The organism is Sediminicola luteus (assembly GCF_002514735.1).
Classification (GTDB): domain Bacteria; phylum Bacteroidota; class Bacteroidia; order Flavobacteriales; family Flavobacteriaceae; genus HQA918.
This window is the reverse complement of sequence record NZ_NBWU01000008.1, coordinates 37167-50889: the sequence shown is the minus strand read 5'-3', so window position 1 is coordinate 50889 and position 13723 is coordinate 37167. Positions and strand designations below refer to the sequence as shown.

General features: G+C 42.9%; 7 protein-coding genes. 3 read left to right on the top strand and 4 right to left on the bottom strand.

Annotated elements, in window-relative coordinates; all coding sequences use genetic code 11:
- The first annotated feature begins 28 nt into the window (after positions 1-28).
- Entirely contained in the window at positions 29-2524 is a 2496-nt protein-coding gene (locus B7P33_RS17900) for a DUF4114 domain-containing protein (protein WP_097443609.1), read from the top strand.
- Positions 2525-2672: 148 nt separating this feature from the next.
- Here B7P33_RS17900 and B7P33_RS17895 read toward each other — a convergent pair whose 3' ends face one another.
- Positions 2673-4727, bottom strand: coding sequence for a tetratricopeptide repeat protein (locus B7P33_RS17895; RefSeq protein WP_097443608.1), 2055 nt, complete (start codon positions 4725-4727; stop codon positions 2673-2675).
- Positions 4728-5086: 359 nt separating this feature from the next.
- On the opposite strand from B7P33_RS17895, the gene B7P33_RS17890 reads away from it, so the two are divergent.
- Both B7P33_RS17890 and B7P33_RS17885 read left to right on the top strand, forming a co-directional pair.
- Entirely contained in the window at positions 5087-6337 is a 1251-nt protein-coding gene (locus B7P33_RS17890) for an MATE family efflux transporter (RefSeq protein ID WP_097443607.1), read from the top strand.
- 158 nt (positions 6338-6495) lie between these two features.
- Positions 6496-7737, top strand: coding sequence for a glycosyltransferase (locus B7P33_RS17885; RefSeq protein WP_097443606.1), 1242 nt, complete (start codon positions 6496-6498; stop codon positions 7735-7737).
- 57 nt (positions 7738-7794) lie between these two features.
- Here the strand turns inward: B7P33_RS17885 and B7P33_RS17880 are convergent, their stop codons facing one another.
- Genes B7P33_RS17880 through B7P33_RS17870 form a run of 3 tightly spaced genes read right to left on the bottom strand, consistent with a single transcriptional unit; the run spans position 7795 to position 13606 of the window.
- Complete coding sequence (locus B7P33_RS17880) at positions 7795-9309, bottom strand: cellulase family glycosylhydrolase (protein ID WP_097443605.1); 1515 nt, start codon at positions 9307-9309, stop codon at positions 7795-7797.
- Complete coding sequence (locus B7P33_RS17875) at positions 9306-10517, bottom strand: hypothetical protein (RefSeq protein WP_097443604.1); 1212 nt, start codon at positions 10515-10517, stop codon at positions 9306-9308. Before B7P33_RS17875 ends, B7P33_RS17880 begins: the two co-directional genes overlap by 4 nt.
- Complete coding sequence (locus B7P33_RS17870; protein WP_097443603.1) at positions 10517-13606, bottom strand: hypothetical protein; 3090 nt, start codon at positions 13604-13606, stop codon at positions 10517-10519. Before B7P33_RS17870 ends, B7P33_RS17875 begins: the two co-directional genes overlap by 1 nt.
- Positions 13607-13723: the final 117 nt, after the last annotated feature.

The following is a 13723-nucleotide window of genomic DNA, read 5'->3' as shown; positions in this document are numbered from 1 at the left end:
TTTTGAGAAAAGCCTTAACCTACTTATCATGAGACTTATACTACTATTTTCCGCTTTTTTCGCAATCTCTTTTTCCTTTGCCCAGAACTATAGTTTTTTGGGAGAATATACCTCAGATGGAACTCCATTGTATTTTGATGGTAAGGATGACGTTTCTGACCAGACCCTACAATTAATCGCCGATGCCCTGCCTGAGGGCTATCCTGTACCCGAATATAATCCGCATTACATTAGTTCTGGATATGATACCGATTTGATCCTTGAAGAAGATGCAGACGTTTGGGTAACCTTCGTTGGGGAAGGCGCAGGATACAAAAACGTTTTGGGGTTTTACACCTATTCCATTGACAACCCACTAACTAAGGCCCCTAAAAACAAGGATATAACCATTATCTTTCCAAACGTATCGGCACTCAATAGTGGAGGTAGTTTGGAAGTGGGCCATAAGGTAAAAATCGGAAGGTTCGAGGCAGGTACGGGCATCGGATGGGTACTATTGGCCAATGGGTGGAAGGGTAAGGTTACCTCAGGTCTGTGGCAATTGCATTCGGGAACCGATTTTAATCCGGAAGCCGACGAAGCCTTAAGGTATCATAATGTATTATTGAACGATCCCGATAACGAAAGAATCATACTTGGTTTTGAAGATATTCGTCGGGACTATGGCAGTTGCGACAATGATTTTAACGACGCCCTATTCTACATAACGGCAAATCCATTTTCCGCCATAAAACGAAACAATTACAATAAGATAACCGATCATACCCCGGTGAGCTCTGGTAATGATGGCGGTCTTGAAAGTAATGGAGATTTAGCTAGTCTTATCGCCAAACGTAATTTTGACCGAAGCAAGAAGAATACCTTCAAAAACAAAAGAAGTTTACAGTTTAAGTATGATAAGAAAAGTTATAAGTCGCTTGGCGCCAAGTCAGGTAGTTTAGATGATTATTTTCCACCAACCGGTATGTTCGGAAACGAAACCCCGTATGTTTCGAGCCCGGAAGACCTATTGGGAATTACCAATGCCGACAAAGTATTTTCGATTGATTATTACCAATCTGACAAACGGGTATCGGCAGCGCTTGCCACGGAAACTAAAGATGCCGTTTATAATCACACCAAGACGATATGCGATCGATTGAACGGTTCTACGCTTTTGGATCTACGTACCATTACCCTTCAAGGATACCAACTCATTTATTCTGAGTTAGAGCGGGCAAATGGAAATGTAGAATATGCTTTAGTTTTCTCGGTAATGGACCACGGTAATCACCAAAGCCTTTATAGCCTTTGGAATATTGAGGAATATCCGAAAGGGGCCTATAAAAATTTCCAAATATGGGGTAACCACATGGGGCAGGTCAGTACTCTGGCCAACTCGGTCATCAACACCTTAAACAAAGAAAAGCAACTGAAACAGGAAGTTAAAGATAATATACTACCAACTGTATTTTTTAAGAATGGTGCGTATAAAAACGGGCAACTTCACTTGGAAATCGTCAACAAACAGAACTCAAAATGGCTGCTTTTAGATGGTAACTATAAGACTACCGAGCAAAATGAGTACCAGAACCTGAACCAAGTAATCGATCTAAACGGGGATTGGGAAGAGACCCTTGTCATAGAAACCGGTCATTTATTCGACATGGGCCTCTCGATAATAGCCGAAAATTCATATCAACACGATGCCATGTATTTGGCAGACGGTCCTTGGGGAACGGATATGAATACCGCCGTAGATTCCTTGGAGTCGTTCAAAATAACACCCCACACCCCCTCAACAAAAAAAGGACATACGGTAGAACGAGGTATTATCGCTACCGGAGCGGTCAAAGAAACCATCAACGTTTTTAGAAATCTAATGGCCGGTGACCGGCAATTACCGATAACAACATACAAGTCCATTGATCTCAACTTAAAAAACAGTCAAGAAATCGAAGTTAGCCTTGTCACGGATGCAACGACCGACTGGAATGAACGATTACGCTTAAAAATTGGTTCCAATACAGACGAAACCGAAATAAATCTGCCCTTCTCCGACTTTAAAAATCACGAAGGCAAACCGGTCGAGTTCGAAAAGTTACGTTCCATCGTATTTTCTATCCAAGGGGATTACAAAAACTATTCCCCTTTTGTCCTAGAAGTAGCCGGGGTGGTCATTGTCGCCACAAATCCAGATGCACAAGAAAATGAAGCCACAGGTCCTACTCTATTTGGGGACCCCTTGTACCCAGATGATATTGAAATCAAAAAGGCGGAAAGTGACTTGGATAGCCTAAAGCTTATGAACTATCCCAACCCGTTTACAGAATCCACCTCGATCCAATTACCAGAGCCTACCGATAAGGTATGGGTCATGATCTCACATTTAAATGGCCAAGTTCTGTTCTCCCAAGTCCTTAACACCAATAATGATAACCATGTTAATGTCAATCTCAACCAATTGGCCAGTGGGGTCTATGCCTACAAACTATCCGACCTCAGTAACGGAAAATCCTATGGGGGAAAACTCATCAAAGAATAAGCTTCTGGGAAAACATATCCTGGATAGGGTTGTTTGTTAAGTCCATGGTCCAAAGGCCATGGACTTTTTTAATCCATGAAAAGTCCTATTACAAAGCCATACTTGGTTAAGACGATGATGGGATTTCGTTTATAAAAGATCGGAATGATCAAGGGGTGAATTTAAAGATCGGGGTCTTCGAAATCTTCCAAGACAACCTCAGCCCGAATTCGGAATACTCGAATCCGGCCGCCGTAGCTGAGGCGATATTACTATACCTCCCATATACGGAAGCTTCCAGGCGTTTCGAAAACCGTTGTTTTACACTTAAATCGGCACGTAATGTATTGGTAAGTGGGTCTTCTTCTACTTTTTGGCGCCCCGTTGCTGCAAGTAAGGCCAATTCCGTATTTTTCGCAAGGTTCCCTTTGAATTCCCCAAAAATCTCTATGGCTTGGAATCGTTCCGGGCTAAAGTATATGGTCGGTACTTGATCGGCAAAACCCATGTATTGATAATTGACACCGAATTTCACAAGGGGTTTCAACATAAGGTTATAGTACAAGGAGGTAAACAATAGCTTGCGTTCATTTCCATCGTTTTGTGTCGTAAACATCAACTGGTTAAACCAACCCATACCAAAATTCGTACCCAGATTATAATCTATACGATAATGCTGCATTACGATTTCCCTAGCAATAAGGTCGGCATTGAAATTTTGCATCTCCCTATGGTAAATTGCGGTCATACGGTGCAGTTTAAAAGTCTGGGTGGCCAATTGCACCTTCAATATAGGTTGTGTATAAGACCCTGCCCCATAGTCGGAAATATTCAAGCCCAATTTCCCTTCCAAAACGGCTCTTGGCCATGGCCTATACCATAATCCACCAATCGCGGAATGGGTATACGCCCTGTTACCTTTCCCTGTATTCTTGGTTGTTCTATAACCATATGCCAATGAACCCCCCAACTGGGTGGAAAGGGGTACTTTCACCTCTGTATTGGAGAAAAAAGCGACATTCTTTCCATTATCGAACGAATACCCAAAATGCTGATCCAACCCAGGTACATGCCCCAAACTGATTTTTTCCAAGAAAAGGGTGGCATCTTTTTGATTCGGAAAAAAATATAAGGTCCGATAGGCCGCACCGTAAGCGGGTTTGATACGTCCGGAAGCGAAAAGTGCATTGGCCAAACCTAGGTTCCCATCGAATGAAGCACTATCTTCTACCAAAATCCTTTCATAATCCCGTATACTACTATTGGGGTCTCCTGTATAAAGGCCCAAGGTGGCCCGCAGTGCCAAAATCCAATCCCTATCGGGTTCCCGGACAAAAAGGCTATCGATCATCTTTTTGGCCTTCACGAACTTTCTATTCCAGATCAAGGCCTGTACATACCTATTATAGGTTTGCTCACGCAGGGGCGGATCATCATACCCATCTATTTTTTGTTTGCTTAAGGCGGCCAACTGTAGCGCTCTTTTATCCTTTCCATCTATATGTTCTACCAATGCCATACCGTTTAAGGCCTTGATGGAATCCTTGGGTAGGTTCACATAGTCTCTGTAGGCATTTCTCGCAGACTCCACCTCTTTCTTTATAATATAGAGGTTGGCTAGGTTCAACAGGGTTTCCTGGTCATTTGGAAAATCTTTGAAGACACCCTTTAACAATACCTCTCCTTGATTATAACGTTGTTGTTTGACACATTGATCGGCGTAGCCAAGATGGATGTATTTCTTGGACGTTTTCGCACCTGGATCGTTAGGTTGTAATCGCAAAGCCTTTTCCACCCATTCCAAAGCGGCTTTATATTCTTTAAGGTTACTCAGGGTATTGGCATAGCCTAAGACTGCCGCAAAGTTGGTTGGGTAATCCCTTACCAAAACCGCATACAAGGGTTTGGCTTCTGAAAAACGTTTATCCCATAACAAAGACTCATTGTAGTTCAATTTCACCTCCAGATCATTGGGATATTCATTAAGAAGTTGTGAAAAACGTTCTTGGGCCAGTTCTGGTCTGCCATTTAAACCTACGGCCCTGCCATAACAGATTAGGGCCGTTTTATTACCCGGATCTTTTTTGAGATAACCCTCAAAAAAAATCTCTGCCTTGGCAAATTGTCCAAGCTCTAAATATCGGAAGCCTTCCTCCATTAACGATTGCCCCCAAATTTGCATAAATTGGAATAGGCCCAAAAGAATTAAAAAGGTGCGTTTCATTGGTCAAGTTGTACAGGGAATCTTGGTTAACAAGAGTCATATCCCTATTGGTTTTCAAGGTATTGTAAAGGTAACACCCCCACCCAGGCAGCCGAAGGGCAATACCTGCCATTGGTCTATAGTAATCGACCATCGGCCTACACTGCCCCTAAATGAAAGTCAAATTCGCTGATATTTGTAAATCCCGAATCCCTTATTTACACCCCAGACCATTATGTTGACCTCATTTGAAGCCCCTCTATGGAAAACCCCTTGTCTCTTACTTGAACAGGGACCCTTTCCTTTTAAATGCCCATCGGTTATCGTTTTTGGCCAAATACAGGTTTTTATAGTCCCCATCAACCGAATAATATTTTAGCATGGGAGCACTATTGGTATTGGTAAGGAAAATTACTCCCAAACAATGGTTTATGATCAGTACTATGGTGGTCAATGGGGGCAACTACTTATATAATTTGATCTTGGGACGTTTATTAGGGCCGAAAGCCTTTGCGGAGGCCGCCCTTATGATCACGCTCCTTTTGGTATTATCCTTTATCGGGATGACCTTTCAAATGACAGTTGCAAAATTTATCGCACAGACCGATGGTACAGACCGAAAGGCCGTGACCGATCAATTGTACAGGTATGGCCTGTGGGCCGGGGCTTTGTTTGGATTTACCGTTTATGTTGGAGCACCCTCCCTTCAACAATTTTTCCATACCCAGAATGCCTTAATGTTCCGAATATTCGGAATAGGTATCCCCATCTATTTTTTGATGAGCATCAATAGGGGCAAAAACCAGGGGGCACATGAATTTAAGAAATTAGCGGTTTCCTATCAATCGGAAATGTGGGGCCGTTTGTTTATAACCGTCGCGGCCCTTATCCTATTGCCATTTCAACATGGGGTTCTTGTAGCTTTTGGGATCTTTATCTCCTTGGTTATGGGGTCATTCCCCATGAAGTTAAAACCCTCCAGAATTTTTCGCCCGTCTCGATTAAGCCCCTTGTTAAAAAAAAGGATCAAACATTTTATCGCCATAACGGCCTTTTACGAACTGACCCAAATATTGATCAATAATAGCGATATTATATTGGTCAAAAGATATTTTGCTGACGAACAAGCGGGGCTATATGCCTCACTGGCCCTCATTGGTAGGGTAGTTTACTTTATTGCTTGGATGTTGGTTATGTTATTACTCCCTGAAGTGGTAAAGGCCAAAAAAGAGGGTATTCCAACCACCCCTATGTTATTGAGGTATGTAAGCTACATCAGTGCCTTGTCGATCGGTATCGTATCGTTCTGTGCCCTTTTCCCGGAATTCGTCATCAGGGCCTTGTTCGGTGGCGCCTACTTATCAATGAGCGCCTTACTTTGGCAATATGCCCTGGCCACCTCACTATTCGCAGTGGCCAACATATTCACATACTATTACCTATCGCTGGATCGCTACACCCCTATTTGGTTGGCCGCCATATTTGGATGTGTCCAGGTCCTGCTCCTCATATTTTTCCATGGCACCCTGAGCATGGTCGTACAGGTACAACTCATTGCAATGTCCGCCCTCCTAATCACTCAACTGATCTACTACATACGCTATGATGTAAGAAAAAAAACATCCGGATAAACGATTAGGTCCGTGTCACAAAGAGAGACTAACGTTTAACAGATGTGATTCTCCATTCGTCTACAGAATTATGTCAACCATCCTGAATCCAAAGGACCCAACCCGGTTTTTTGGCATCTTTACTAAAGTACCCAAAACCTTTTAACAAACTTAACCACATGAAGTTAGCAATAGTTACCGCCTACCCTCCGAGCAAGGTTACCCTAACCGAATACGGTTACCACTTGGTCAAGCACTTTCGTCTTCAAGATGAGGTTACCGAACTGGTTTTATTAACCGATGTTACCCAATCCCCAAAAGACCTTGCCTTTTCCGGGGCAGGTTGTCCGATAAGCGTTGAGGAATGCTGGAACTTTAATGATTACCGAAATCTATTCAAAGTGGCCCGTACCCTCCGCAAGGTAAAACCAGATGCCGTACTATTCAACCTACAGTTTTTAAAGTTCGGGGACAAGAAAGTTCCGGCCGCGCTGGGACTAATGTTACCCTTTGTAAGTCGATCAATGGGTATACCCACCATTTCGTTGCTCCATAATATTCTTGAAAAAGTAGACCTTGACAATGCAGGTTTTACAAAAAACAAATGGTTACAGCGCATCTACAATTTTATAGGGAGTATGCTAACCCGCTTTGTTCTGGCCTCGGATGTCTTGGCCGTTACCATAAGTAAATATAAAGGTATACTGGAAGAAAAATACAAGGTCAGGAATGTTGCCATAATACCACATGGTAGTTTTGAGACCCCACCCGAACCCTCCTATGATTTACCCGAAGGCCCCCTGCAAGTAATGGCATTCGGTAAATTCGGCACCTATAAAAAAGTAGAGGTACTTATTGAGGCCGTAGCCGCTATTCGAGCCCGCACCCGATTGGACATAGAAATCGTTATTGCCGGAACGGACAGTCCGAATACCCCGGGTTATCTGGAAGGGGTGGCCAAACGTTACGCCCATATCCCTCAATTACGGTTTACCGGATATGTGGCCGAAGAGGATGTTCCCCGATTGTTCGGTGAAAGCGCCGTGGTCATATTCCCATACACCTCAACCACAGGAAGTTCGGGAGTGCTGCACCAAGCCGGTAGTTATGGTAGGGCCGTTGCCCTACCCGACCTGGGTGATTTAGCCACCTTGGTCCGTGAGGAGGGTTACCAAGGTGAATTCTTTGAACCGGAAAATGTGGAATCTTTGGCCAATGCGATTCAAAAAATATTAATGGACGGTGCCTACAGGAGGAGCCTGGGCATACAAAATTATAAAGCGGCCTGCTCGCTGCCTATGTCGAAAATAGCCGAGCTATACCTACAATACTTTAAGGCTATACAAATGGCCAAGGATACCCAACAAAAGCTTAACCTAGAAGAAAAACCCGAACTTGAGGAAATTTTAATAACGAGATAGGTATTAATTTTGGTTAGTTTCCAAAAGGGGGTGGATCCATTGGTTTCCATCCCCTTTTCAATTTCCCCAGCCTAAAGTACTAACCGGTTTTTCCTTCCCCAGTACATCCAAAAGACCGAAATTACGTTGATGGGCCTTTCGCCAAGGTCTGGGACCGACAACCTTATTGGGGATATTTTCGAAATCATGCAGGGTCCATATATAAAACGACAGGTCATTCGCATCCAATCTTTTCTTAATTCCTCGCATATACTCAAGTTGAGCTTCATCAGAGCCCATATACGCATTCCATATGCCCTTATAACTTGATTTTCCAAATTCCTGAAGTACCATGCTTTTCCCTTTTGCCTTTTCTCGAAGTACGGAAAACCTGTTATCGAATTCCTCTAGGGGACCATAATAATGAAATGAAATGAAATCGACCATTTCTTTTAAAGAAACCGCTGCTTCCGGCGTAGACCAACCAATGGTTATCGGGTGCACATCATCCCATTCCCTTAACCGGTTTATCATTAACTCCAACCATGTAAGAACTTCGCGTTTCCCATAATTGTCAAAATCTAGATCTGGTTCGTTTTTAATGTCCCATCCCAATAAGGCCCTATGCCCTTTCAGGGTCGTTACTAGTTTTTCGGCATGTCTATGTGCCAGGGTCCAGTGGGCCATATCATATTCCCCAAAAAAGTCGAACAAGGTTATCAAGACCTTTAGATCTTTTTCGGCGGCAATATCCATAAGTTCCAATATTTGTTTCAATTGGGTTTCATCTACATGGGCCCTTCCAAAGGTTTCATATGGTATAAAGATTCGTATCGAGTTGAACCCCATCAACTTTAACTTCATAAAATCCGCATCCAAAATGGCCGGGTCATGGTGCTTCCCGAACATTTCCCACGGATGTGACTTCGGATAATAATTTATCCCTTTAAGGGCCCCAATCGAAATTCCGACCTGGGTCGGTTTCACTATAACTTCCTCCCCCTTGGTCTTTATCATTTGACGAATTCGCCAAAAACCATCTTCCAGTAATAACATTACACGGTAGCTGTTTTGCGTAGGTCCGGCATAAGTCAATTCACCCCGTTGGTAGGTTTCTTGATAACCGGTAACCATGTGGTCGGTCAAAATGGCCATTTTTCCATCAAGACTATAAAACTCAAGTTGAATATGATGTGTAATGGTGGTCGATCTTTGACTTACCCCATTTTGTATATTTAGGTTAAGCAACGCCAACAGTTCGGCTTTGGCACTTTTGGTAAAGAAATCGTCGAGACCAAAGGGATCATTATTCCGAAACGCCATATTCTTGACATACCAAGCACTTCTATAATCGGCTTCCAGTTCCTTTAAGGCCTGTTTATTCATGGGCCGGCCTTTTTGGCCATCCAAATCCCAGTGCATTTTCGGTAAATAGGCCAATTCCAATTTTTGGGTCAGATGTAGCATCTTGGAACGATCGGCCCCCGTATTCAAAAAATTCCAGGAAGCAGAGATGCCGTATATAATCAACGTATTTATAGCTACGAAACTGCCAACCAAAAAAGTCCTGTATATGATTTTGGTAGTATTCATGGTAGTTCGATCTCTTTGGTTATTCCGGAAACCTTGGCCTGTATCCGACCTTCCGCGCCTTGCAAGAAAGAAGGAAGATAGATTTTCCCAAACCCATTCTGGGTTGTGGCAAATTGGTGATGTAAACGCTTGCCCTTAGGATCGAGGATAGTCAAACTTACAGAAAGTCCATCGGGCACCAATTGTTGCATATACCCTTTTATAGGACCTAGGACCACCAGGTTTTCTTGGGGCTCGAACCTTATATCGAAATCAAGGACCGCAGCCTTGAACCCAAGACGGATCGTATTACTAAACGCCCTTTTGGGTATGATGGCGGACACTTGCCAAATTTCAGGTTGTTCTGGATGTAACACCATGCCCCTGGCTACACCATTAAGGGTCTGCCCTACTGTTTGGATCTCGCCACCGCTAGAGGCGGCAATATGAAAACGTACCAAGGTTCCATCGGCAACCGTATTACCGTAGCGGTCACGAATTATCGATGTATTTAAAGTCACCATCTGATTGCCATCGGCAAAGTCATGAACTCTTTGGGAATCTATGGTAAAATCCGTAGGATAGGTTGGTAGGATATAGGTGACCATTTCTTTGGAAACTTGATCGTTAAATTGGGCTGACACGAATATTTTACCAGGTTTTGTACCTGGATAAATATAATCGTACACGATCATATGCTCAGTCTTGAAAACCTCGGTTTCCTTTCTATCACCCATTTCCTTATTAACCCAAACCTCGGAGGCATCACGAACCGGGTTGCCATAAACATCCTGAGGGAATGCCACGAACATGCCTTTATCATTTTTATGGTTAAAAATACTTGGTGGTCCCATATAGGTTTCCATCATTGTCTTGTTGATCTGGGCCGGCTCAATAGTCAATCCTCCATGCAAAAGTTTTTTCCTCCCGATCAACAATGCCCAACTTACATATCCCGATTTATTTCGTAACACCTCAGGTAAACTAAAAATGGGCCTCAGGGAATCAATAGAGGTCAGAACAGTGCTCCCCCAGACATTATCGACCCACAAACGCAAGCTGTCCCTGGGTTCACCCTCAAATGCCATGTTAATAGGATCCCCGGCCAAATAAGACGTTTTACCCTGTAATTTATACAGTCCGTAATTTTCCGGAATCGCATCGGTTCCGTTTTGCCTACAGCAAACAAAAACGCCAAAAATGAGTATTAGAAGCACCTTATATTTCATTACTTGGGGTTTCCGATAAAAGGGTTCAGATCAATTCGAATGTAATCGGTAGTACCATCGTTTAAATGAATGGCACCCAGTGTGGAATATTCATTTGTCGTATCATGGGTGTATTTGTTTACGATATCATTGTTCGGTATTCCATTTACATAGCAATTTTCGAGTCCGGAATAAACGACCTCCAACCTATTTGTGTCGGCAAGATCGTAGGTAAACCGTTGTTTACGTTGAATACGGACCCCATCCAAAACGAAATGATGATCTACCCATACCAGGCCTTCGTCCTTTTTATAGTACGAGGTAATCAATTGGGGCACCGTAACCTCTTGGATCCCGAAATTGAACAAAGTCCCCTGAACACTGTTTCCATCAAGAAACACTTGTTGCAGGGCCAAAGATTTGTAAAGATCCGTTATTGCCATATTACCGGAACATTGTAGGTCGAACGTCTTCGGGACCTCATCTAAATCTATAGGGGTAAAGGTGTCGGGATCGAAGGTGGGTGGAATGGTGTCTAGGGTCGAGGACCATGCTATGCCCTCGAAATCGATTCTGAACGGGGTTGTTTCTTTGGGCATCAATTTGTGCTTTATATGATATTTGGCATCATAACTGGCCAATACCTTATCCCTGTCATTATACAAGGTACCCTTCAGGGATACATCGGCCGGTACATTATCTATATTCTGTATACTCCCTATAATACTGTACTTGCCGTTGTACTTAACCAGTTTAGCCGATAAGATTTCCAACAAAGGCTGGCGAAGTACATCCTCATGATGCGTCTGTTCCGTAGTTACACGGCGTCTACCATGGTTAAAATACGTTGTTTGGTTACTGGACATCAATTGATTTGGAGGTATATCGTTATCCTTGGCCAAAGCTTTAATATACCATTTCCCCTGTTTTTTGATCAATTCCAGTTGAATACTGTCCGCTACCTTTTCCAATGGGGTGATCCATTGGGTATACGTTTTAGTCAAACAACTGGCCGAATCCCTTTCTTGTACCTCGATTCCGATCGAATCCAATTTAGCGTAGGAGCTGAGCAACCCATCACTTACCGAAACCTCCAGCATATATTGGGAAATGGATATGCCACTATCGGGATCGAGATAAGAGTGGGCCCTTTCGAACTCTTTAAAATCCAATGCGTCATAATAAGCTTTGATTACGTTTTCTGGACTATGATGGGCACTACTATATAGATAAAACCGATACATACTTATCATGAACAGTACCATTAGCCCTAGGACCCATAATCCGTTTACATAACCAAGCGCCTTATGCGGGCCTTTAAAAGACGGTAGGTACTTTATGGTATTTACCTTCACCCAGGTTATGCCCCTCAATTTACGCCACCATAACATTTGTATGTTGATTATAAAAGCGATTATCAACGTCCCCATGGGAATGAGCCCCCACATTATTTTTAGAAAATCGGCAACATCTTCCTTGGGTATAATCTTGGGAATGGGTTTTACATTAAGCCTTTCCCAAACCATGATACCGTTCTCCAATTGTTGCAAACGTTGCCAACCACAATAATATAGGATGGGATCATAGAACTTATCGTTCGAGAAAATGTACTTTAAACTATATTTTTCGGGAACGGTCAAAAACTGTTGTAAAGAACCAATGCCCTCTACCCCTCTGAATTTCGAATTCTCCAACCGTTCAATGGCCCTAGTGGTCAGTTCGGGCAGCCTTCTTGCCGAATGATAATTGCCATCGACTGTCATGGCTTTGGTTTGAGCCGATAACCAGGCCATTTGATCACCAAAACCCAAAGTTAAATACCTCCATTGGTCGTGTTGGTCCTGATTCAGGAAGTTTACAATGGGCAGCATCTTTATCTTTTGGGGTTGGGCCGGTCTAAAATATCCCAAACTCATGGTAAAAATTGCCATTCCTATATACACCGATCCGAAAATGGCCGAAATCAGATAATGGGTGGTCTTACGGTATCTAGCGATAATCTTTTGTTTGAAATCCCCTTCTGCCAGCCTATAGGTAAACTCCCCCAATAAAGGTAACGCCATAATAGTGGCCCATAACGTAAACCTATCGAGTGTCAATATCTCAAATGCATTTTGCCCCAACATCATTTTCGGAAGCGGTGTAGTGCCTCCCGTTCCCAGTAAGGACAATAAAGAAAAAGACAGTCCGAAGAACAATAACCGTTTACTATAAAAACGATAAAACAAAAATGGTATCAGCAGTAGTAGTGCACCCCATGGGATTATAAAAAAGACCAACCCAGAGGAAAGTACCTCCAAAAAGTTGTCTCGAGAACCATGTGGGATCGGAACCTGAGTAATAGGATTTTTCTTAGTATTTATCCAATAGGGTAACATACAAAAGATAATGAGAACCAAAGACCCCATACCGAACGAAACTATTCGCCAGAACAAGCGCCTGAACACCCTATAAAAAACCCAAAAAACAATCTCTTTGTTACTATCTACCTGGTCTCGTGAAACATCCATAATCACCAAACCGATTAAAGGGAACACGAAGAAAACCATGCCAAAGATAGGGGTAACATGATGTGAAGTTACCGTTAAGGCTATCAGCGAAAGTGAAGTTAATAAATGTTGGATACGCCCAAGTTTTATCCATGCATATATCTCAGGAAGCGCATGCAGTAAAACGCTGATTCCCATCAAGCTAGGCAATTGCCCAAAAAGATGCAAGGTTTCTAAAAACATAGAGGAGAACACCCCCATTAAAGCAGCGTAACCGGCCATTTTTTGGTTGGTGGTCAGCACCAATGCAAACCGATATACACCGGTAATGAAAAGTACAACTACCAAAATGGCCATGGTAAACAGTCCGAATTTTAGTCCTCCTAGATACGAAAGCAATGCCATACATTGATGCACCAAGGGTGGATAGGCCTGTACCGTAAAGCCCGTATACCAACGATAATCCCACGGTTCGAACCAATCTTTGGCATAGTGATCGGCAAAGAATAGATGGATCAAGGCATCATAGGTGGTCTCAAGGGTAAAAAAAATACCCACACCATGGAATATCAACCCAAAAACCAGGGCCAATGCCAATAAACTATACGTTTTGCGATACATAGGAACTATAGGGAATATAACAGTATTATCGACGAAATATTGTTATTCATATCAGGGCAACCACCTGTCTTGCAGAATTTTCCATTCGTCTACAGAAAACGTACACCGAACTACTTT

Excerpts from the sequence above, each read along its gene's own strand:
- B7P33_RS17890 (WP_097443607.1), top strand. The coding sequence starts at position 5,087 with ATGGGAGCACTATTGGTATTGGTAAGGAAAATTACTCCCAAACAATGG.
- B7P33_RS17880 (WP_097443605.1), bottom strand. The coding sequence starts at position 9,309 with ATGAATACTACCAAAATCATATACAGGACTTTTTTGGTTGGCAGTTTC.
- B7P33_RS17895 (WP_097443608.1), bottom strand. The coding sequence starts at position 4,727 with ATGAAACGCACCTTTTTAATTCTTTTGGGCCTATTCCAATTTATGCAA.
- B7P33_RS17875 (WP_097443604.1), bottom strand. The coding sequence starts at position 10,517 with ATGAAATATAAGGTGCTTCTAATACTCATTTTTGGCGTTTTTGTTTGC.
- B7P33_RS17885 (WP_097443606.1), top strand. The coding sequence starts at position 6,496 with ATGAAGTTAGCAATAGTTACCGCCTACCCTCCGAGCAAGGTTACCCTA.
- B7P33_RS17900 (WP_097443609.1), top strand. The coding sequence starts at position 29 with ATGAGACTTATACTACTATTTTCCGCTTTTTTCGCAATCTCTTTTTCC.
- B7P33_RS17870 (WP_097443603.1), bottom strand. The coding sequence starts at position 13,606 with ATGTATCGCAAAACGTATAGTTTATTGGCATTGGCCCTGGTTTTTGGG.